Consider the following 22,831-nt stretch of genomic DNA (forward strand, 5'->3'; position numbering starts at 1 on the left):
TGTATAATTGTATCGAAAAGGGGGAAGCTTAATGTCATATGCAATAGAAATGCTTAACATAATGAAAGAGTTTCCTGGTATCAAAGCAAATGATAATGTTACCTTGCAAGTTGAACAAGGTGAAATACATGCATTGTTAGGAGAAAATGGTGCCGGAAAATCGACGCTGATGTCTATTTTGTTTGGTTTATATCAACCAGATGAAGGACAAATAAAAATTAATGGAGAACCTGTTGAAATTAATGATCCCAACGATGCCAATAAATATAACATTGGTATGGTTCATCAACATTTCAAACTTGTACATAACTTTACAGTACTTGAAAATATTATTTTAGGTATTGAAGAAACAAAGCATACTTTTATTCAAAAAGGTGCGGCAAGAAAAAAAGTTATTGAATTATCTCAAAAGTATAAATTAAATGTTGATCCAGATGCTTTAATTTCGGATATTACTGTAGGAATGCAACAAAGGGTTGAAATTTTGAAAATGTTATTTAGAGATAATAATGTTTTGATTTTTGATGAACCTACTGCGGTATTAACACCTCAAGAAATCGATGAACTAATGATGATTATGAAAGATTTAGCAAAAGAAGGTAAATCTATCATTTTTATTACTCATAAATTAAATGAAATTAAAGCGGTAGCTAATCGTTGTACAATATTAAGAAAAGGTAAATATATTGGTACAGTTGATGTAGCTTCAACATCTGCTGAAAAATTATCAGAATTAATGGTTGGCCGAAAAGTTAACTTTATTGTAGAAAAAGATAAACCTCAAATTGGTGATACAGTTCTTGAGGTAAAAGATCTATGTTATAAACCAGCTCATTCGTCCAAGAATGTTTTAAATAACGTTTCATTCAATGTACGTCGAGGAGAAATCGTTTGTATTGCGGGAATTGATGGAAATGGACAAACAGAACTTGTTTATGCATTATCAGGTCTTATTAAACATAACAGTGGGCAAATTCTATTAAATGGAGAAGATTTATCTCATGAAAGTATTCGTTCACGTTCTTTAAAAGGGATGGCTCATATTCCAGAAGATCGTCATAAACATGGTTTAGTATTAGATTATAATCTAGCCGAAAACTTTATCTTAAAAAGTTATTTTGATCCAAAATATCAAAATAAAGGTTTTATTAAATTTGATAAGATGTATGAAACAGCTAATAAGTTAATTGAACAATATGATGTTCGTTCTGGTGAAGGTGCAAAATCTATTACGAGAGGAATGTCAGGAGGAAATCAACAAAAAGCAATCATTGCTAGAGAGGTTGAATCTAATTCGGACTTATTAATTGCTGTACAACCAACACGTGGATTAGACGTTGGTGCTATTGAATTTATTCATAAACAACTTGTTAAACAAAGAGATGAAAATAAAGCTGTCTTACTTGTTTCATTAGAATTAGATGAAGTTATGAATGTTTCAGATCGTATTTTAGTAATGTATGAAGGTGAAATCGTTGCTAATTTAGATCCAAAACAAATTGATGAAAAAGAATTAGGACTTTATATGTCAGGAAGTAAACGAGGTGAAGGATATGAAAAATAATGAGTCAAAACAAAATCTGATAGCTTCTTTACTTGCTATATTAATTGGATTGCTTATAGGATTTATCGTTATTTTAATAGCAAATCCATCTCAAGCTTTTAGAGCAATGGGTATTATGATGTCTGGGGGATTTTATAAAGGATTAAGAAGTACAGGGCAAGTTCTTTATTCTGCAATTCCAATTATGATGACTGGGTTATCTGTTGCATTTGCATTTAAATGCGGTAACTTTAATATCGGGACAACTGGTCAATATACAGTTGGTGGCTTTGTGGCATTATTTTTAGCCAATACGCTTTATCAAACTGTACCTGATTCATTATTATGGATCATTTGTTTAATTGCTGCAGGACTTGCTGGAGCAATTTGGGCATTGATTCCCGGAATTTTAAAAGCGTATAGAAATGTTAATATTGTTATTTCGGGTATCATGTTTAACTATATTGGTATGTATCTTGTTATTGAGGGTGTTAAAGCTTTTATTTATGATTCAGCTGGTGCTCGTTCCCAAACATCTAAGATTGCTGTTCCTAAAATGGGATTAAATCATATTTTCCCAGGCTCAGATGTTAATGGTGGTATTATTATTGCTATTGCATTATGCATCGTTGCTTATATTATTTTAAATAAAACAACATTTGGTTATGAATTAAAAGCATGTGGTTATAATCCAGAAGCAAGTCGTTATGCTGGAATGTCTGAAAAGAAAATTGTTATTTTATCAATGGTTATTGCAGGATTTTTCTCAGGTATTGGTGGTGGACTTGTTTATATCGGAGGAACAGGTAGAGCCTTTACAACTGCTGAAGTCACACTTCCAGAAGGATTTAATGGAATTCCAGTTGCATTGTTAGGAATGAACAGTCCACTTGGATGTATTTTAGCGGCATTATTTGTTTCATATATTAATGTTGGTGGAAACTATATGCAAGCATGTAATATTCCAGTTGAAATTATTGATGTCATTTCAGCGGTTATTATTTACTTTAGTTCATTTGCTTTAATGATCCGTTTATATTTACAAAATCATGAAAAGAAAAAACATAAAAAAGAAGTTGCTGTTGAAGGGGGTCAAGAATAATGGATATTATTTTAAATGTCTTAAATCAAACATTAGTCTTTACAGTGCCTCTTTTAGTAGTTGCTTTAGGTGGGATGTTTAGTGAACGAAGTGGTGTTGTTAATATCGCGTTAGAAGGAATCATGATTGGTGGAGCATTCGTGGGGGTTTATTTCATTTATTTAATGCAATCAGCAAACCCAACAATGAATCCGCAATTATTATTGATTTTAGCATTAATTGTAGCTGGTATTTTTGGGGCTCTATTAAGTTTACTTCATGCTTTTGCAGCAATTAACTTAAAAGCCGATCAAACAATTTCCGGAACTGCAATTAATATGTTAGCTCCTGGATTGGGTTTATTCTTAGCTAAATTGATTTTCAATGGAAATTCAAGTGTACCTTTTTCAAATACATTTAGAATTCATGAAATTCCTGTCTTATCACAAATTCCAATTTTAGGACCTATCTTATTTAAAGGTGCTTATATTACAACTTATCTTGGAATTGTTATTTTGATTTTATCGGTTATTTTCTTAAATAAAACAAAAGCAGGATTAAGATTACGTGCTTGTGGTGAAAATCCTCAAGCTGCTGATGCTGCAGGTGTAAGTGTTTATAAATATCGTTATATGGGTGTTCTATTATCTGGTTTTCTAGGTGGTATAGGTGGACTTATTTATATCATCCCAATTTCAACTGTATTTAATAGTGATGTTGGTGGTTATGGATTCTTAGCTCTTGCAATCTTGATTTTTGGTAACTGGCAATCATATCGTATTGCTGCTGCATCATTATTCTTTGGAATTATGAAGACATTAGCATATACTTATACAGCAATTCCATTTTTATCAGCATTAGGTTTCCCAAGTGTTGTTTATAAACTTATTCCTTATGTAGCAACATTGATTTTATTAGCGTTTACTTCTAAAAATTCTGCTGCTCCTAAGGCTTCGGGGATTCCTTATGATAAATCAAAACGTTAAAATATTTGAAAGTATTGTTTCTTAAGAAATAATACTTTTTTATTTTTTTGATTATTTGTGTATAATAGATGAGAATGAAAGGAAATGATTATGGAAAAAGTTTATAAAATGCCAGGGTATGATTTACATTTGCTCCCTACAAATAAATTTAAAAATATTACAATTTCATTAAAATTACAAAATACACTAGATGAAAAAACGGTTGCTAAAAGAACATTACTATCTTTTATGTTGACTACGGGTACAGAAAAATATCCCTCAACACAAGAACTTTCTAAATATTTAGAAAGCATGTATGGCATGAAATTAGGAGCTAATGTTGTTACTAAAGGTAAGAGTCATATTATTAATATTAATTCAATCTGTATTAATCAAGAATATTTACCTTACAAAGAAGATCTTATTCAACAGCAAATCCAACTGTTAAATGATATTTTCTTTAAACCTAATGCCTCAAAAATGGCTTTTGATCAAACAATGTTTGAAAGAAAGAAAAAAGAATTGGTTGAACGTCTTATTAATAATCAAGATGATAAATTTTATTATAGTTTAGAAAAAATGTTTGAATATATGGGAAAGGGGACATGTTTAGGAATTTCTTCTCATGGAAATATTGAAAATATAAAAAAAATTGAAAATGAAGAATTATTTTCGTATTTTAAGGAATGTATAAAAAATGACCAAAAACATATTTATGTAGTTGGAAATGTAGATGAATCTATTGTTCATGTCTTTGAAAATTGTTTATCTTTTGAAAAGAATAATTCAATTTTTGAAAGTGTATATTCATTTGAAAAAAATAGAAAAGATTTATTAGAAATCATAGAAAAGCAAGATGTTACACAAGCTAAGCTTAATATGGGATATCGTATATCAGTAAATTACAATCACCAAAATCATTATGCTTTTGTAGTATTTAATGCGATTTTTGGTGGAATGAGTCAATCTAAATTATTTAAAGTTGTTAGAGAGAAAAATTCATTATGTTATTATATTTCTTCAAGTTATGATGCTTTTAATGGAGTGATGGTCATTACAGCTGGCATAGAAGGAAAAGATTATCATCAAACCGTTCAATTAATTAAAGAACAATTAAAAGAAATGCAAGATGGTTGCTTTGATCAAGATGATATTGATACTGCAAAATTAATGATTAAAAATTCTATGAAAAAAACAAACGATGAGCCATTAAGTCAAGTTGCCGTTCAATACAATAGAGATATTACGGAAAAAAAAGAAACAAATGAACAATATTTAGAAAAAATTGAAAATGTTACTTATCAAGATATTGTAGATGTTTGTCAAAATATTGAACTTGATACAATATTTTTGTTGAAGGGGAGAAATGAGTAATGGAAAAAATATATTATCAAACTTTAAAAGAAACGTTATTCCATGAAAAATTGGAAAATGGTTTAGAAGTATATTTGTTACCTAAAATTGGTTTTGAAAAAACATATGGTTTATTTTCAACAAGATTTGGATCGATTGATACAACTTTTGTACCCTTAGGACAAAAAGAAATGATAAAAGTCGAAGACGGAATTGCTCATTTTTTAGAACATAAAATGTTTGATATGGAAAATGGGGATGCTGCTGATGAGTTTGCTAAACTTGGGGCAAGTTCAAATGCATTTACATCATCAAGTCGTACGGCCTATTTATTTTCAACGACAACAAATGAAAATGATTGTATTGAACTTTTACTAGATTTTGTACAAAGTCTAAATATTACAGACGAAAGCGTAGAAAAAGAAAAAGGAATTATTTGTCAAGAAATAAAAATGTATGATGATGACCCAGATTGGCGTGTTTATTTTGGAGCTATTGCCAACTTGTATCATAAACATCCTGTTAAGATTGATATTGCTGGAACTTGTGAAACTGTTAATAATACGTATAAAGATATGTTGGAACTTTGTTATCAAACTTTTTATCATCCACATAATATGATGCTTTTTGTTGTAGGTAATATTAATCCTGAAGAATTAATAGGTGTCATTAAAGAAAATCAAAATAAAAAGCATTTCTTATCTGAAAATGTAATTCAAAGATTAAAAATAGAAGAACCAACATCAGTAGCTGTTAAAGAACAAATTGATACAATGCAAGTTGAAATGAATAAATTGATTGTTTCTATTAAAATTAATGAAATTCTGGATGATCCTCAAGATAAAATTAAAAGAGAATTAGCTTTAAATTTATTATTTGATTTATGTTTTTCTAAAAGTTCTTCATTATATAACGAATGGTTAGAAAAAGGGTATATTAATGAAACATTTAGTGCAAGTTTTACGCAAGAAAGAGATTATGCTTTTATTTTAATGGGTGGAGATCAAGATGATTATGAATTATTGCAAAAGACAATTTTTAATTTTATAGATCATGTTCAAGATTTAGAAATAGCAGAAGATGACTTTGAAAGAATTAAAAGGAAAACAATTGGAAACTTCATCAATAGTTACAATAGTCCAGAAAGTATTGCGAATACTTTTAGCCGTTATTATTTTGAAGGAATTTGTTCATTTGATTTAGTAGATTATGTAAGTAAAATGACATTGGCAGATATAAATGAAGTAAAAAGATACTTTAGTAAGGAATATGCTTCAAGCTATATTGTTAAAAAAGATAAATAAAGGGGTATATTTAAAAATAATTTATGGTATAATGTAATGCGACTAGAGAGTGTAAATAAATTTCCTACACATTAGATACGGGAACCTGATCTAAATAATGGTGTTGAAAGCCTATCTTTGAATAGGAATCCTAAAATTATTTAAAGGTGCCCACCTGTACGTAACAGGGATAATCTAAAAGCTCTCTAGTTTTTTATTTAAAAGGAGAAATCAAAATGGCAGCAATAGATCAAAAACTTATAGATAGAATAAATGTTTTAGCTAAAAAGAAAAAAGAAGGTACAATTACTCCTGAAGAATTAAAAGAACAGGATAAATTGAGAAAAGAATATATTAAGCTTTTTAGAGAAGGATTTAAATCTCAATTAAAAGCAATTAAAGTTGTAGATGAAAAAGGAAATGATATAACACCGCTTAAATTAAAACAAGAAAAATTAAAAAATTAAGGAATTCTAGTAGAAGATATTTAATTTTTATAGAAAATGTGTATAATATGTCTTGACTTATTTAAAAATAGGAGAAAATGTAAATGGATATTTCAAATTTATCAATCGCAACAATTAGAAGTTTAGGAATCGATACAATCAATAAAGCAAATTCTGGACATCCAGGAATGGTTCTTGGATCAGCACCTGCTTTATATACATTGTTTAATAAAGAACTAAACATTTATAACAAAGAAACTGAATGGATTAATAGAGATCGTTTCGTTTTAGCAAGTGGACATGCTTCTGCACTTTTATATAGCATGTTACATTTGACAGGGTTTGATGTTACAATCGATGATCTAAAGAATTTTAGACAATTGAATTCTCATACACCTGGGCATCCAGAAATTGAAATGACACATGGTGTTGATGCTTCAAGTGGTCCATTAGGACAAGGTATTCCAATGGCAGCTGGAATGGCAATGGCTGAAAAATTTTTAGCAAGTCAATATAACAAAGAAAACTTTGATATTATTGATCATTATACATATGTTTTATGTGGTGATGGCGATATGCAAGAAGGGGTTACTTATGAAGCGGCATCTCTTGCAGGTCATTTATCATTAGGTAAATTAATTGTTTTATATGATGCAAATAAGGTTACTTTGGATGGACCTTTATCAATGTCATTTAGCGAAAATGTAAAAAAACGTTATGAAGCTTGTAATTGGCAAGTTTTAGAAGTTAAAGATGGAAATGACATTAATGAAATTCATAAAGCTATTAAAAAAGGTAAAAAAGAACAATTCAAGCCAACTTTAATTATTGTAAATACAGTTATTGGATTTGGTTCAGCAAATCAAGGAACAAATAAAGTTCATGGTGCACCATTAGGTAAAGAAGATGGTAAAAACGCTAAATTATCTTATGGTTTTGATCATGATGAATTCTATGTACCTGAAGAAGTATATGAAGATTTTAAAAAGAAAACAATTAAAAGAGGAAAATCTAAATTTAATAAATGGAATAAATTATTCAATGAGTATAAAGAACAATATCCAACAGAAGCAAAACAATTAGAAGATGCTATTGCTGGTAAATATTCTTTAAACATTGATGAACTTTTAAAGAATTATCCTGTAGGACATAATGACGCTACAAGAAATACTTCATTAGAAGTTATTCAAGAAGTTGCTAAACAAAATCCAACTTTCTTATCGGGAACTGCAGACTTAGCTAGTTCAACAAAAACAAAAATTAAAGATGAAGATGACTTTAGTGTTGAAAATTATAATGGACGTAATTTAGTATTTGGAATTCGTGAGTTTGCAATGGTTGCTATTATGAATGGTATGACATTGCATAAAGGTGTAAAAGTTTCAGCTGGTGGTTTCTTAGTATTCTCTGATTATTTCAAAGCAGCAGTAAGAATGGCTTGTTTAATGAAATTACCAATTATTTTACCATTATCTCATGATTCTATTGCAGTTGGTGAAGATGGACCAACTCATCAACCAATTGAACAGTTTGCTATGTTAAGATCAATTCCAAATATGCATGTTATTCGTCCAGGAGATGCCGTAGAAATGGCAGCAGCATGGAAATTAGCGATTGAATCAACTGAAAACCCTACAGCACTTATTCTTACAAGACAAAATGTAGAAACAATGGAAAATAGTTCTGTTGAAGGTGTAAGCAAGGGTGCTTACGTTATTGGTAAAGAAGAAAATCATTTAGATGCTATCATTATTGCATCCGGATCAGAAGTTAACTTAGCTATGAAAGCTAAAAAAGTACTTCTTGAAAAAGGTATTGATGTACGTGTTGTATCTATGCCATGCCAAGAAATCTTTGATCAACAAGATGAACAATACAAAGAAGCTGTTTTACCAAATGCAATGCGTAAACGTTTATCAGTAGAAATGGCTAGTTCATTTGGATGGCATAAATATGTTGGTTTAGATGGTATAACAATGTCTATTGATGAATTTGGTAAAAGTGCACCAGCACAAGATGTTATCCAATCTTATGGATTTACTGTTGATGGAGTCGTAGAAAATATTGAAAAATTATTAAAATAAAGGGAGTACTCCCTTTTTTTACATTCTTCCCTTGATTGTTATGATACCTTAGTAATAGGTGATTGAGATGAAATATGTTATATATGAATACGAAGAAGGTATAAAACAATTATTTGAAAAGTATCCAAATTTAAAACAATATTTTGATAATCTTACGTTAGATAATGATTTTATGAATAAATTTATAAATTGCGTCTATAACAGTGTTGATTATATGAATGAACTTATTTATAAAGAATTGCACAATAGAAAAGAATATCATCGAGTTGGGAAAATGCATATATTTGAAAATGAACTTACACATGAAATAAGTCGTTTATATGTTGAAAATTATAAAATTATTATTGAATCGAAAGATAAAACAAACATATTCTTTGATATTCTCTATCATAATTTAAAAAGTTATGTTATAATAGATGAGAATTTGTAAGGGAGGTATTATCAATGTTATATGCAATTCTTGGATTAATCGTTGGATTAATTGCTGGGTTCTTTGCGTCTCGTTATTTCTTTAAAAAACAATTACAAAAAAATCCACCTATCAATGAAAAAATGATTCGTGCTATGTATATGGAAATGGGAAGAAAACCAAGTGAGGCTCAAATTAAAAGAATCATGGCTTCAGTTAAATCACAATATAAATAAGGGGATACCCTTATTTTTGTTTATATGAAAATATATATTACTAGACATTCCTTAACTGCATGGAACGAAGAAAAAAGACTACAAGGATGGAAAGACTCACCGCTTACTAAGCAAGGGAAAGAAGATGCTTTAAAATTAGGTGAATATATGAAAACAATACATATTGATCAAGTATATTCTTCGCCTTTATTAAGAGCAAAATCTACAGCGAGACTTATTTTTAAAAATGAAAATATTATTGAAGATAGTCGTTTAAAGGAAATGAACTTTGGTGATTATGAAGGAGAATATATTCAAGATTTAAAAAAGAAACATGATTATTTTTGTTTGTGGCATCAACCGCAATTGTCATTTTCTTTGCCAAATGGAGAAACATATGAAGAAGTTGTTTTTCGTTTAAATGATTTTATTTTAGAAAAATATAACGAAAATCCTCAACAAACAATTTTTATAACAATTCATGGTATGTTATTTACAATATTACATGGAATTTTTTTAGATTTACCTGTTGAACGATTAAATGAAGTTAATCAAGAAATTGTAAGAGGATGTTCGCTTTCGTTGTTTGAATTTGATGGAAAAAAACATAAAATAGATTTTATTGGGAAAGATTGTTTTTTAACACCTTTAAAAGAAAAAATTAGTTATAAATAAAAAAGATTAGTTTAACTATCATAAACTAATCTTTTTTACATCCATTGAATTTTTGATTCAGTCTGATTTTTAATACGTTTGATATTATCTTTATGTCTATAAACTAATAAGATAACAGCTACAAGCATGCATAATTTTGCTGTTATGGACACCGCTAGAAACGGTGTAATACATAAAACAATTAAAGCAGTAGAGATTGAAGATAAAGATACATATTTTGAAATTTTTAAAACAAGTAAAAATACAACAATAGCAACAACTGCATATAATGGTTCAATACATAAAAAATAACCTAGACTTGTTGAAACAGCTTTCCCTCCTCGAAATTCAGCAAAGATAGGATAACAATGTCCAAAAATACATGCTAATCCAGCGAGATATTTAATATCAGGATTTAAATTGAATTTTAAAGATAAATAACTACTTAAATAAAATATAATAACTGCTTTAAGAGCATCTAGTACAATTACAGAAATACCTGCTTTTTTTCCTAAGACTCTGCCAGCATTTGTTCCTCCTAAATTGCCCGAGCCACTTTCTCTAACATCCGTATTATAAAATACTTTTCCAATAACAAGGGCAAAGGGGATAGAACCGTATAAATAACCTAATAGAATCAATAATATTTCATACATTTTTATCACCAAGCTAAATTATACAGTTATCCTATAAAAATGCAATTAAACTTTGAAAAAAAACAAGAGTATTGATATAATAGTTCAAGTATAACAAAAGGAGTGATTATATGGCAAAAAAGAATACATATGATGAGTCAAATATACAGATTCTAGAAGGATTAGAAGCAGTTAGAAAAAGACCTGGTATGTATATTGGATCTACAGACAGTAGAGGATTACATCATTTAGTTTGGGAAATTGTTGATAATGCAATAGATGAAGCTCTTTCTGGATATGGTAATTTAATAGAAGTTACTATTTGTAAAGATAATAGTATTATGGTACAAGATCATGGACGTGGAATGCCAACAGGTATGCATGCTTCAGGAAGGCCAACAACAGAAGTTATTTTGACAATTCTTCATGCAGGGGGTAAATTCTCTGAAGATGGTGGTTATAAGACTTCGGGAGGACTTCATGGAGTAGGTGCTTCTGTTGTTAATGCACTTTCTCATTGGTTAGAAGTGACTGTTTGTAGAGATGGAAAGATTTTTAAGCAACGTTTTGAAGATGGCGGAGAAACAATAGGAAAATTAACAGTTATTGGAAAAACAAAAGAAACGGGAACATTGATTCATTTTTTACCAAATGATCAAATTTTTTCAACAATAGAATTTAATTATAAAACAATTAGTGAAAGACTAATGGAAAGTGCTTTTTTATTAAAAGGCATCAAAATTGTTTTAAAAGATGAAAGAACTGGAAAAATGGATGAATTCCATTTTGAAAATGGATTAGAAGCATTTATTGATTATTTAAATACTAATAAAGATGTACTTCATCCAACAATTTCTATTGAAGGTGAACAAAATGGGATGGAAGTAGATATTGCTTTACAATTTACTTCTGGATATCAAGAAACGACATTATCATTTGTTAACCTTGTAAGAACGGGTGATGGTGGAACACATGAAACAGGTTTTAAATCTGGACTTACAAAAACATTCAATGATTATGCGAGAAAATATGGTCTATTAAAAGAAAAAGATAAAAATTTAGAAGGAAATGATGTACGAGAAGGGCTTTCAGCGATTATTTCCATTAAAGTTCCTGAACATTATTTACAATTTGAAGGGCAAACAAAATCAAAATTAGGAACACCAGAAGCTAGAAATATTGTAGATAGTATCGTATATGAAAAATTATCTTATTTCTTAGAAGAAAATAAAGAAATTGCAGATAATCTTGTTAAAAAAATGATTAAAGCTGCTCAAGTAAGGGATGCAGCAAGAAAAGCAAGAGAAGCAGCAAGAAAAGGAAAAGGTGCAAGACAAGAAAGAATATTAAGTGGGAAATTAGCTCCTGCTCAAACTAAAAATAAAAAGAAAAATGAACTTTATTTAGTCGAAGGAGATTCTGCCGGAGGTAGTGCTAAACAAGGACGAGATAGAAAATATCAAGCAATTTTACCTTTAAGAGGAAAAGTTTTAAATAGTGAAAAAGTATCCTTACAAGATATTTTGAAAAATGAAGAACTTGCGACATTAATCAATACTATTGGTGCTGGATTTGGTGCAGATTTTAAAGTTGAAGATAGTCATTATGATAAAGTTATTATTATGACCGATGCAGATACGGATGGGGCCCATATCCAAATATTATTATTAACTTTCTTCTATCGCTATATGAAAGATTTGATCACAGCAGGGAAAGTTTATATTGCTCTTCCACCTCTTTATAAAGTATCTAAAAAAAGTGGAAAAAAAGAAGAGGTTATTTATTGTTGGGAAGATTATGAACTTGAAGATGCTAAAAAGAAAATTGGCAGAGGATACAATGTTCAACGTTATAAAGGTCTAGGGGAAATGAATGCTTCTCAATTATGGGAAACGACCATGGATCCCGAAACAAGAACCTTGATTCAAGTTTCAATTGATGATGCTGCTGTGGTTGAACGTAATGTGACTGTTTTAATGGGTGATAAAGTTGAGCCAAGACGTGAATGGATTGAACAAAATGTACAATTTACATTAGAAGATAATTATCAAATTTAGGAGGTTTTTATGTCTGATAAAAAAATTGTAATGAATTTAGAAGCAATCATGGGTGATCGCTTTGGAAAATATTCAAAATATATTATTCAAGAACGTGCACTTCCTGATGTACGTGATGGATTAAAACCTGTTCAACGTAGAATTCTTTATTCAATGAATAAAGAAGGAAATACGGCTAGTAAACCTTATCGTAAGTCGGCAAAAACGGTAGGGAATGTTATTGGTAATTATCATCCTCATGGTGATACGTCAGTTTATGATGCAATGGTTCGTCTTTCGCAAGAATGGAAAATCAGAGCACCATTAATTGATATGCAAGGAAATAATGGATCAATTGATAATGATCCTGCTGCAGCTATGCGTTATACAGAGGCTAGACTTTCACCAATTGCAAGTGAATTATTAAGAGACTTAGATAAAGATACTGTATTAATGTCTTTAAACTTTGATGATACAGAGTATGAACCAACGGTTTTACCAGCTGCATATCCTAATCTTTTAGTCAATGGATCTACTGGAATATCAGCTGGATATGCAACAGATATTCCACCACATAATTTACAAGAAGTTATTGATGCAACAATTCATCGAATTAAATATCCTCATTGTCATTTAGATAAATTAATGGAATTTATCAAAGGACCTGATTTTCCTACAGGCGCTATTGTTGAAGGATTAGATGGTATTAAAAAGGCCTTTGAAAAAGGAAAAGGAAAAGTTATTGTTCGAGCAAAAACTGAAATTATTGAAGAAAAAAACATGAATCAAATTGTGGTTACTGAAATTCCTTATGAAGTCAATAAAGCTGAATTAGTAAGAAAAATTGATGAGATTCGTTTTAATAAGAATATTGATGGTATTTTAGAAGTAAGAGATGAATCAGACAGAGAAGGTTTGAGAATTGTTATTGATTTGAAAAAGACTGTAAATGTTCAAAATACTCTCAATTATTTTTATAAAAATACCGATTTACAAAAAAACTATAACTATAATATGGTAGCCATTAAGGATAAAAGACCTGTTTTAATGGGAATTGAAGAAATTCTAGATGGTTATATTGATCACCAAATTGATGTTGTAACACGAGCAAGTTTATATGATTTAAATAAAGCAAATGAACGTTTGCATATTGTTGATGGGTTAATTAAAGCAATTTCTATTTTAGATGATGTTGTTAAAACAATTCGTGCATCAAAAGATAAAAGCGATGCAAAAAACAATTTAATAAAACAATATGTATTTTCTGAAAAGCAAGCAGAAGCAATTGTGATGCTACAACTTTATCGATTGACTAATACTGATATTGTTTCTTTACAAGAAGAAAAAGCAGAACTTGAAAAACGTGTTCAAAGATTGAATGAAATATTAGAAAGTGATGATGTTTTACGACAAGTCATCATTAAACGTCTTAAAGAAATCAAACAAAAATATCCTATGCCTCGTTTAACACAAATTAAAGAAGAAGTTAGTGAAATTAAAATTGATGAAAAAGCTATGATTATTTCTGAAGATATTTATGTATCTGTTACTAGAGATGGTTATATTAAACGTATTTCACAAAGATCAATGAAAGCAAGTACGAATATTCCATTTGGTAAAAAAGAAGATGATATTCTTATTTCTTTACATCATGCAAATACTTTAAATCATGTATTATTATTTACTAATAAAGGAAATTATTTATTTGTACCAGTTCATAAAATAGAAGAATTTAAATGGAAAGATTTAGGTAAACATGTAAGTTATCTTGTAAAAGTAGGTGCAGATGAAAAAATTATTTCTTCAATTCTTGTTCAAGATTTTAATTTACCTCTTTATGTTTTAATGGCAACAAAAAATGGTCAAATCAAAAGAACGCTTATAAAAGATTTTGAAGTTTCTAGATATTCAAAAGCAATCACATGCATGAAAGTAAAAGAACAAGATACTATGATTTGTGCTTTACTTACTGATAACCAACAAGGAATATTTATTGTTTCTAAAGCTGGCTATGGTGGATTATATAGTGAACAAGAAGTATCGATTGTTGGTTTAAAAGCTGCAGGTATAAAAGCTCTTAATTTAAAAAATGATTCAATAGCAGCGGTTGATGTGTTTGATCCTTTAGAAAATTATTCAGTATTGATTCTTAGTGAAGACGGTCAAATGAAACGTTTAAAATTGAATGATATACCAGCATGTAAACGTACAACTAAAGGAATAACATTGTATAAAAATTTAAAAACGAAAACAATTTATGTAAAGAATGCATTTGTACTTTCATCTAAAGAAAGTGCTTCTGTCTATACTTCAAAATCTAAAGAGTATTCATTTAAGCCAACAGATTTCAATAACGCTTCATTAGAATCAAGATTTTCATCGTTTATTAAGTTAGAAAAAGACGAAACTATTTTATGGAGTCAAATAAATCGAGTAATCACAACAAATGATTACGATGTAAAACAAGAAAATCAAAATTTACAAAGTGATGTTATTGAATTAAAAGAAAGTAAAGAAAAAACTTTATTAGATGATTTTGATATTCAAGAAGTTCCTATTAAAAAAGAAACATCTAATTCAAAAAAGAAAAATACAATTAAATATGAAAAGATTACGTTAGAAGATATTTTAAATGATGACGAATTTTAAAAGAAGGATGATTGATTATCCTTCTTTTTCTTGTAAATAACATTTTAATAATTTAATTAATGCTCTTTTTTCTATTCGAGAAATATAAGAACGTGAAATGTGATACTCTTTAGCAATTTCTTTTTGGGTCATTTTTTTAGATGAATTTAGACCATAGCGTTTTATTAAAATATCTTTTTCTTTTGAAGTTAATACATCAAAACATTGAATAAGCTTTTGAAGATTATCAGCATCATATATTTGATCTAAAATAGTTTTTTCCTTATTATCAATTAAATCTTCTAAAACAACTTCACTGCCATCTTTATCAACTCCAATTACTTCATTTAAAGAAACTTCTTGATTTATTTTTTTTGTTGATCTTAAATGCATTAGAATTTCATTTTCTATACATTTTGAAGCATAAGTTGCTAATTTGGTTTTTTTATCAATACTGTAACTATCGATGGCTTTAATAAGTCCAATAGTGCCAATTGAAATGAGATCTTCTTGCAAATCTCTATTGTTATTATATTTTTTTGCAATATGGGCAACAAGCCTAAGATTCTTTTCAATAAGTAGATCTCTGGCGGCTTTATCGCCATTACATTTTTTTTGTAAGTAAAATTGTTCTTCTTTGAAAGTGAGTGGTAAATCAAAAGTTTTAGACTTGATATAAGATATAAAGTAAGCATTATTCAATAATGAAAGTAATAAAGAAAATATGTTGATCACCTCATTATAATTAATGCTATTTTTGACAAAAAATGATAAATAAAATTAATATTTCTTTTGCTTAACATTTCTTTAAAAATCAAGTATAATAGGGTACAATTGTTATGTGATAAAGAGAGGTAATTTATGGAAGAGTTAAGATGTTATGGCTGTGGAGCTATTATTCAAAGTGAAGATGAAAAAAAGATTGGTTTTGTTCCTAAAAATGCACTAGATCGAAGTCAAGTATTATGTAAAAGATGTTTTCGTTTAAAAAACTATCATCAATTACAAGCAACAAATTTATCAGATGATGATTTTCTTGAAATTTTGAATAAAATTGGAGAAAAGGATTGTTTAGTTGTTTATCTTGTTGATTTATTTGATTTCAATGGAAGTTTAATTCAAGGATTGGTTCGTCATATTAATTATAATGATGTCATTGTTATTGGTAATAAGAGGGATATTTTACCTCGTTCAATCAAAGATACGAAAATTATTCATTGGTTGAGAAGACAACTTAAATTAGAGGGAATTAAACCATTAGATGTGTTACTTACAAGTGGAAAAAAGAATTATCATTTAGATGAATTAATGCAAATGATCGATCAATATAGAAAAGGTAGAGATGTTTATGTTGTAGGAGTTACTAATGTTGGTAAATCATCTTTAATCAATTCTTTATTAAAAGCCTATAGTGATGTTCAAGATAATTTAATTACAACTAGTGAATTTCCTGGTACAACATTGGATCTTATTGAAATTCCATTAGATGAAAATTCATCCATTTATGATAGTCCAGGTATTGTCAATAGACATCAAATAGCACATCTTGTTGATGAAAATACATTAAAAGATATTTTACCACAAAGTGAATTACGACCTGTTAATTATCAGTTGAATTGTAAACAAACTTTATATTTTGGTGGATTAGCACGTTTAGATTTTTTAAATGGCTCAAAAACATCGATGACATGTTATTTTCATAGAAGATTGCAAATTCACCGTACAAAATTAGAAAATGCGGATGCTCTTTATAATCGACATAAAACATTAAAACCTGAAGTTGAAGAATTAAAAGATATTCAATCATTTAAAACATATCAATTTAGATTACCTGAAAATAAAGTCGATGTTGTTATTTCAGGATTAGGATTTGTGACAATTCATTGTCCAAATGCATTAATAGAAGTGAAAGCTCCCGAACAAGTTGGAGTCTTTATAAGAGAAGTGTTAATTTAAAGGAGGATATATTATGTTAACTGGAAAACAAAAAAGATTTTTAAGACATGAAGCGCATCATTTAAACGCTATTTTTCAAATTGGAAAAGATGGTTTACATGAAAATCAAATTATTGGAATTGATGAAGCTTTAGAATCAAGAGAACTTATTAAAGTAAAAATTTTAGAAAGTTGTCAACAAGATAAAAATGAAATCGCACAAGAATTATCTTTAAAAACTGATGCTGAAGTTGTTCAAATATTAGGGCGTACAATCATTTTATACCGTGAAAGCGAAAAGGAAATTTATCGTTTACCATGAAAATAGGAATTTTTGGAGGCTCTTTTGATCCTATTCATTTAGGTCATACAAGAATCATTAATGAAGCAATTATATCTCTTCAACTTGATAAGATGTTAATTGTACCTACCAAACACAATCCTTGGAAAGAAGACAGTGTTGCAAATAATCAACAACGTATAGAAATGATTCAAATTGCACTTAAAGATAATTCAAAATGTGAAGTTTGTACATTAGAAATTGATCGACAAGATAATGAAAAAAATTATACGATAGATACAATTAAAGAATTAAAAAAAATATATAAAAATGATCAGCTCTATTTTATGATGGGAATGGATCAGGCAAGCCAATTTGATAAATGGAAATCCGCTAAAGAAATTAGTGAACTTGTTCAATTAGTAGCTTTTAATCGAAAAGGATATCAAAAAAATGATGTTTTAAATGATTATCATTTTGAATTTATTCAAGCTGATTCAACGGCTGAATCAAGCACTCAATTTAAAGCGGGAAATAAAGAAATCGTTGATCGAAATGTTTATACATATGCATTTCAAAATGGCTTATATTTAGAAAATTTTGTTTCAGGATATATGAGTGAAAAAAGATTTAAGCATACATGTTCTGTTGCAAAACTTGCTAGAGAATTTGCTGTTGCAAATGGAATTGATGGTAAAAAAGCATATATTGCAGGAATGTTGCATGATATTGCCAAAGAAATGGATAAAAAACAAGAAGATGATTTGATGGAAAAGTATTTTAGTAAATATGTTGATAAACCAAGAGCAATTTATCATCAATGGTTATCAACATATTTAGCACAAAAAGATTTTATGATTGAAGATGCTGAAATATTACAAGCAATTCGTCATCACACAACAGCTTCAATAAACATGTCCTTGTTAGATATGTGTGTATATTGTGCAGATAAACTTGATCCTTTAAGAGGATATGATTCTTCAAAACAAATTGCATTATGTAAGGAAGATATCATAGAAGGTTTTAAAGGAGAACTAAAGAATTTTTATAAATTTTCGAAGAAGAAAAACAGACCTATTGATGAATGTTTTTTTGATGTTTATCAAGTATATTGTAAAGGAGATTTAAATGGATAAATTAAAAACAATTGTAAAAGTATTAGATGAAAAATTAGCAGAGGATATTGTTGTTATTGATATGTCAATTGACAGTCCTATTTGTGATTATTTTGTAATTGCAAGTGCAAGTAACGAAAGATTACTTCTTGCATTAAAAGATCATATTGAAGATGCTTGTGATAAAGAAAGATACTATGTAAAAAATATTGAAGGTAGAAAAAATTGTAAATGGATTTTAATGGATTACGGTGATATTGTTGTTCATTTATTTGATCCAGAAGAAAGAAAAAATTATGGAATTGAAAAACTATGGTCTGATAAGCCATTTGTTCAAGTAGAGGATATTTTATAATGTCGTACGAAGCATTTGCCTATTATTATGATAGTTTAATGGATCAAGATTTTTATAATGATTATATTCAATTTATTAATGAGCATGTAAAAGATTATCAAACTGTATTAGAGCTTGGATGTGGTACAGGAGAAATTGCAATACGTTTGGCTCATTTAGGAAAACAAGTTTGTGCTACAGATATTTCAAAAGATATGTTAGAGGTTGCTAAATACAAATGTATTGATTTTAAAGCGGATGTTATGTTATCACGTATTGATATGTGTGATTTTGCAGTTGATAGTCAATTAGATCTTATTCTTTGTTTATGTGATTCTTTAAATTATGTTATTGATTTAAAAAATGTAAAACAAGCATTTGAAAATACGTATAATGCTTTAAAAAAAGGTGGATCATTTATTTTTGATATTGATTCTATGTATAAAATGGAAACAATTTTAAAAGATTATGATGAAGAAAATGATGAAGATGATTTTTATTTTCATTGGCATATTGATCGTATCAGTAAAGGATATGTAAAACATAGTGTAGAAATTATTGATAAAGTAGAAAATGATCGAGTTTATGAAGAACATTATCAAAAAACGTATGATGTTGAGACCTATATTGAATTATTAGAAAAAATTGGTTTTAAAAACATTAAGTTATATAGTGATTTTTCTAAATATGGTACTGAATGTGAAAGAGTTATATTTGTATGTCAAAAGAGGTGATTTTATGATAGGTATTATTGGAGCAATGGAAGAAGAAGTAAAGGCTTTGTTAGATAAAACAGAAGATATTCATGAAAATAAAATTTTAGATTGTGTTTTTTACGAAGGAAAAATAGATAATAAACAAGTCGTTATCTTACAAGGTGGAATAGGAAAAGTAAATTCTGCTATTTGTGTAACATTATTACTCACAAATTATGATATTGAATATGTTATTAATATTGGTTCAGCTGGTGGTTTAAAGGATTATCAAAATGTTGGTGATGTTGTAATTTCTAGTCATGTATCATATCATGATGTTGATTTAACAGCTTTTGGGCGTCCTATGGGTGAATTACCAGAACTTCCTGTATTCATTCCTGCAGATGAAAATTTGGTTAATAAAGCAAAAGATATTCTTCATAAAATGAATATTCATGAAAATGTTGGATTAATTGTTTCTGGAGATCAATTTATTGCTCAAGAAGGACAAGTTTCTAAAATAAAAAAAGATTTTCCAAATGCATTATGTTCAGAAATGGAAGCTTCTGCAGTAGGACATACTTGTTATAAATTTGGAGTTCCTTTTATTATAACAAGATCTTTATCGGATGTTTATGGTCATGGTGAATCTTCTATGCAATTTGATGAATATTTAAAAATTGCTAGTGAAAATTCGGCTAAATTATGTGTTGAATTAGTAAAAGCCTAAGGAGGGTTTTCATGAAAAAAAGAGAAGATATAGAATTATTAGCTCCTGCAGGGAGCTTTGAAGCATTAGTCGCTGCTGTTCAAAATGGCGCTAATGCTATTTATTTAGGTGGCCAAAAATTTGGGGCACGGGCGTTTGCTCATAATTTTGATTATGCTGCATTAAAAGAGGCTGTAGATTATTGTCATTTAAGAAATGTTAAATTATATGTTACTGTAAATACTCTTTATAATAATGCAGAAATCGATGAAATTTTTGATTATTTAAAATATCTTTACCATATTGGTGTAGATGCTCTTATTATTCAAGATATGGGGCTTTTTTCTCTTATTAAAAATCATTTTCCTGATATAGAGATACATATGTCAACACAAGCAAGTGTTAGAAATATTGAAGGAGTCAAATATTTTGCTAAACAAAATATAGATCGTGTTGTACTTGCAAGAGAAATGAACATTCGTGAAATTGAAGAAATATGTCATAATTGTTCAATTGATATTGAAGTGTTTGTTCATGGTGCATTATGCATGTCATATTCTGGTCAATGTTTAATGTCATCAATGATTGCAAAAAGAAGTGGAAATAAAGGCGAATGTGGTCAACCATGTAGATTGCCGTATTCTTTATTAGAAGATAATAAAATAATCAAAAAACAAAAATACTTATTATCACCAATGGATCTATGTACAATTGAAAAAGTGCCTAAACTTATTGATGCGGGTATTAAATCATTTAAAATAGAAGGACGTATGAAAAGACCTGAATATGTTGGTGAAGTCGTAAAAGCATATCGTCAAGCTATAGATTATTATTTTGACCAAAAAAATTACACGCCTAATATTTTACAGATGAAAAAAGTATTTAATAGAGGATTTACACAGGGATTTCTATTTCAAGATTATCTTAATCTAGCACAAGATATACCTGGAAACCAAGGCATCAAAATTGGTAAAATGATTAATTATTCTAAAAAAAGAAAAATGCTGGATATTAAGTTATCAGATACCCTTTATCAAAATGATCGTATTTATTTTCCTAAAAATGATTTTACACGTACAATTACTAAATTATATAAAAATAATCGATTAGTTAATACTGCATATCAAGGTGATCTTGTTTCTATTGAAATGGATCAGTTATTGGATTTTCAAGATATTTATAAGGTTGTTGATGCAAAAATTGTTGAAGAAAATAGTAAATATATAAAAAATGAACATATTAAATTACCAATTCAAATGAAAGTTTTTGGGTTAATTGGTTTACCATTACAATTAACAGTGATTTATAAAAATAAAAAAATTAGTGTTAAAAGCGATCAATGCATTGAAAAAGCACAAAACGTACCTTTAACAAATGAAAGAATAAAAGAACAATTATCTAAATTAGGAAATACAACTTTTTATTTAGAAAAATGTTCAATACGTTTTCCAAATGATGGAATTATTTCCATTAAAGAATTAAATAATTTAAGAAGAGTGGCTATTGATGAACTTGAAAAAGAAATGTTAGATAAGTCTTTTAGAAAGATGAATGATTTAGAACAATTTAATTGCCTTTCTAAAAAAAGAGAAGATCATAAGAAAATAGCAATTCAAGTATCTGATATTTCTCAACTTGAACAGCTTGATTTGCATGGTGTTGAGCAAGTATTTGTTCCTTTTTACCAATATCAAGCGCAATGCGATAAATATATACCTTATGTGCCATTTTTATATGATGAACAAGATTTTATTGAATTTTTAAATAGTGTTTATTATCAAAAGTGTCAATCAATTCAAGTGAATGATTTTGGTGCATTGAATCTTGTTAGTGATAAAAATATAGTCTTAGGATATCATATGAATATTACAAATAATAAAGCAATTCAAAAATTTAATTTACCATTTGTTGTTTCTTATGAAGCATCGAAAAATGATATACAATCTTTTAAAACAAATCAGGACATTTATTTTACAGCTTACTCACAAATTATTAATATGAATTTAAAACATTGTATTATTTCAAATCATTATTTTTCTAGAAAACAAAAAGGATGTTATTTGTGCAAACAACATCAATATTGTTTAAAAGATAGAAAAGAAATGAATTTTAAAATAGTAACAGATCAATACTGTAATAATTATGTTTTACATACACATCGTTTTTACTTTGATAAAATCAATGATCTAAATGTGGATTATATTTTATTGAATTTTTTAGATGAAACATCTCAAGAAATTCAAACAATTGTTAATGATTATCTTAATATTACAAAACATTTATTATCTAAAAATAAGAATAATTATGATATTTTTCAAGGGTATTTTACAAAATAAAAAATAATTTTTATTAAATGTTTTTTTAAAAAATAATAATTAAAAAAATATAATTGAATGTCTTTAATGAAAATGCTAAAATTTTTATATGGGAG

The 22,831-nt window shown here is 28.3% G+C and carries 21 protein-coding genes and 1 other RNA gene; 20 read left to right on the forward strand and 2 right to left on the reverse strand.

All coding sequences use genetic code 11. The annotated features are described in order from the left end of the window. Positions 1-31: 31 nt before the first annotated feature. The 11 genes from Fi14EGH31_RS07715 to Fi14EGH31_RS07765 all read left to right on the forward strand — a co-directional run bounded on the left by Fi14EGH31_RS07715 (position 32) and on the right by Fi14EGH31_RS07765 (position 10,054). Positions 32-1,564, forward strand: coding sequence for an ABC transporter ATP-binding protein (locus Fi14EGH31_RS07715; protein WP_022001286.1), 1,533 nt, complete (start codon positions 32-34; stop codon positions 1,562-1,564). Beyond that, positions 1,554-2,645 carry an ABC transporter permease gene (locus Fi14EGH31_RS07720; protein WP_117864297.1) on the forward strand — a complete coding sequence of 364 codons (1,092 nt, stop codon included), beginning with the start codon at positions 1,554-1,556 and terminating at the stop codon, positions 2,643-2,645. Before Fi14EGH31_RS07715 ends, Fi14EGH31_RS07720 begins: the two co-directional genes overlap by 11 nt. Next, positions 2,645-3,610 (forward strand): ABC transporter permease, encoded by a 966-nt coding sequence (locus Fi14EGH31_RS07725; protein ID WP_200765345.1) that lies wholly within the window; start codon positions 2,645-2,647, stop codon positions 3,608-3,610. The genes Fi14EGH31_RS07720 and Fi14EGH31_RS07725 overlap by 1 nt, the downstream gene beginning before the upstream one ends. A 90-nt stretch (positions 3,611-3,700) precedes the next feature. After that, positions 3,701-4,963 carry an EF-P 5-aminopentanol modification-associated protein YfmF gene (gene yfmF / locus Fi14EGH31_RS07730; protein WP_195932903.1) on the forward strand — a complete coding sequence of 421 codons (1,263 nt, stop codon included), beginning with the start codon at positions 3,701-3,703 and terminating at the stop codon, positions 4,961-4,963. Beyond that, positions 4,963-6,246: an EF-P 5-aminopentanol modification-associated protein YfmH gene (gene yfmH / locus Fi14EGH31_RS07735; protein ID WP_117864301.1), complete on the forward strand. Its 1,284-nt coding sequence runs from the start codon at positions 4,963-4,965 to the stop codon at positions 6,244-6,246. The genes yfmF and yfmH overlap by 1 nt, the downstream gene beginning before the upstream one ends. A gap of 36 nt (positions 6,247-6,282) precedes the next feature. Beyond that, positions 6,283-6,442, forward strand: a non-coding RNA gene (gene ssrS / locus Fi14EGH31_RS07740) — 6S RNA. Between the two features lie 19 nt (positions 6,443-6,461). Then, positions 6,462-6,692: a DUF896 domain-containing protein gene (locus tag Fi14EGH31_RS07745; RefSeq protein WP_022001281.1), complete on the forward strand. Its 231-nt coding sequence runs from the start codon at positions 6,462-6,464 to the stop codon at positions 6,690-6,692. Positions 6,693-6,775: 83 nt separating this feature from the next. Beyond that, the gene (gene tkt / locus Fi14EGH31_RS07750; protein ID WP_200765346.1) at positions 6,776-8,755 is read left to right on the forward strand and encodes a transketolase; all 1,980 of its coding nucleotides are present in this window, start codon (positions 6,776-6,778) and stop codon (positions 8,753-8,755) included. A gap of 67 nt (positions 8,756-8,822) precedes the next feature. After that, on the forward strand, positions 8,823-9,185 hold the full coding sequence (locus Fi14EGH31_RS07755) for a sporulation inhibitor of replication protein SirA (protein WP_022001279.1): 363 nt from the start codon (positions 8,823-8,825) through the stop codon (positions 9,183-9,185). A 14-nt stretch (positions 9,186-9,199) separates the two neighbouring features. After that, a complete protein-coding gene (locus Fi14EGH31_RS07760) occupies positions 9,200-9,400 on the forward strand; it encodes a YneF family protein (protein ID WP_022001278.1) in 201 nt (66 codons plus the stop codon). Between the two features lie 24 nt (positions 9,401-9,424). After that, complete coding sequence (locus tag Fi14EGH31_RS07765) at positions 9,425-10,054, forward strand: histidine phosphatase family protein (protein ID WP_117480409.1); 630 nt, start codon at positions 9,425-9,427, stop codon at positions 10,052-10,054. A gap of 35 nt (positions 10,055-10,089) precedes the next feature. Here the strand turns inward: Fi14EGH31_RS07765 and plsY are convergent, their stop codons facing one another. Further along, on the reverse strand, positions 10,090-10,689 hold the full coding sequence (plsY, locus tag Fi14EGH31_RS07770; RefSeq protein WP_107029430.1) for a glycerol-3-phosphate 1-O-acyltransferase PlsY: 600 nt from the start codon (positions 10,687-10,689) through the stop codon (positions 10,090-10,092). Positions 10,690-10,799: 110 nt separating this feature from the next. Between plsY and parE the strand changes: the two genes are divergently transcribed. Both parE and parC read left to right on the forward strand, forming a co-directional pair. Beyond that, a complete protein-coding gene (gene parE / locus Fi14EGH31_RS07775; RefSeq protein WP_022001275.1) occupies positions 10,800-12,725 on the forward strand; it encodes a DNA topoisomerase IV subunit B in 1,926 nt (641 codons plus the stop codon). A 9-nt stretch (positions 12,726-12,734) separates the two neighbouring features. Then, a complete protein-coding gene (parC, locus tag Fi14EGH31_RS07780; RefSeq protein ID WP_200765347.1) occupies positions 12,735-15,353 on the forward strand; it encodes a DNA topoisomerase IV subunit A in 2,619 nt (872 codons plus the stop codon). A gap of 15 nt (positions 15,354-15,368) precedes the next feature. On the opposite strand, the gene sigK is transcribed toward parC, so the two are convergent. Next, positions 15,369-16,058 (reverse strand): RNA polymerase sporulation sigma factor SigK, encoded by a 690-nt coding sequence (sigK, locus tag Fi14EGH31_RS07785; protein ID WP_200765382.1) that lies wholly within the window; start codon positions 16,056-16,058, stop codon positions 15,369-15,371. A 135-nt stretch (positions 16,059-16,193) separates the two neighbouring features. Here sigK and yqeH point away from each other — a divergent pair, with 135 nt between their 5' ends. The 7 genes from yqeH to Fi14EGH31_RS07820 are packed head-to-tail and all read left to right on the forward strand — an operon-like array spanning position 16,194 to position 22,736. After that, the gene (gene yqeH / locus Fi14EGH31_RS07790) at positions 16,194-17,288 is read left to right on the forward strand and encodes a ribosome biogenesis GTPase YqeH (protein WP_200765348.1); all 1,095 of its coding nucleotides are present in this window, start codon (positions 16,194-16,196) and stop codon (positions 17,286-17,288) included. 13 nt (positions 17,289-17,301) lie between these two features. Next, on the forward strand, positions 17,302-17,589 hold the full coding sequence (gene yhbY, locus Fi14EGH31_RS07795) for a ribosome assembly RNA-binding protein YhbY (protein WP_022001271.1): 288 nt from the start codon (positions 17,302-17,304) through the stop codon (positions 17,587-17,589). Next, the gene (locus Fi14EGH31_RS07800; protein ID WP_118721758.1) at positions 17,586-18,683 is read left to right on the forward strand and encodes a nicotinate-nucleotide adenylyltransferase; all 1,098 of its coding nucleotides are present in this window, start codon (positions 17,586-17,588) and stop codon (positions 18,681-18,683) included. Before yhbY ends, Fi14EGH31_RS07800 begins: the two co-directional genes overlap by 4 nt. Then, positions 18,676-19,017, forward strand: coding sequence for a ribosome silencing factor (gene rsfS / locus Fi14EGH31_RS07805; protein WP_022001269.1), 342 nt, complete (start codon positions 18,676-18,678; stop codon positions 19,015-19,017). The genes Fi14EGH31_RS07800 and rsfS overlap by 8 nt, the downstream gene beginning before the upstream one ends. Continuing rightward, the gene (locus Fi14EGH31_RS07810; RefSeq protein WP_200765349.1) at positions 19,017-19,730 is read left to right on the forward strand and encodes a class I SAM-dependent DNA methyltransferase; all 714 of its coding nucleotides are present in this window, start codon (positions 19,017-19,019) and stop codon (positions 19,728-19,730) included. The genes rsfS and Fi14EGH31_RS07810 overlap by 1 nt, the downstream gene beginning before the upstream one ends. 4 nt (positions 19,731-19,734) lie before the next feature. Next, a complete protein-coding gene (locus Fi14EGH31_RS07815; protein WP_022001267.1) occupies positions 19,735-20,421 on the forward strand; it encodes a 5'-methylthioadenosine/adenosylhomocysteine nucleosidase in 687 nt (228 codons plus the stop codon). An 11-nt stretch (positions 20,422-20,432) separates the two neighbouring features. Further along, positions 20,433-22,736 (forward strand): peptidase U32 family protein, encoded by a 2,304-nt coding sequence (locus Fi14EGH31_RS07820; protein WP_117346906.1) that lies wholly within the window; start codon positions 20,433-20,435, stop codon positions 22,734-22,736. Positions 22,737-22,831: the final 95 nt, after the last annotated feature.

Source organism: Faecalibacillus intestinalis (genome assembly GCF_015097455.1).
Lineage (GTDB): Bacteria > Bacillota_I > Bacilli_A > Erysipelotrichales > Coprobacillaceae > Faecalibacillus > Faecalibacillus intestinalis.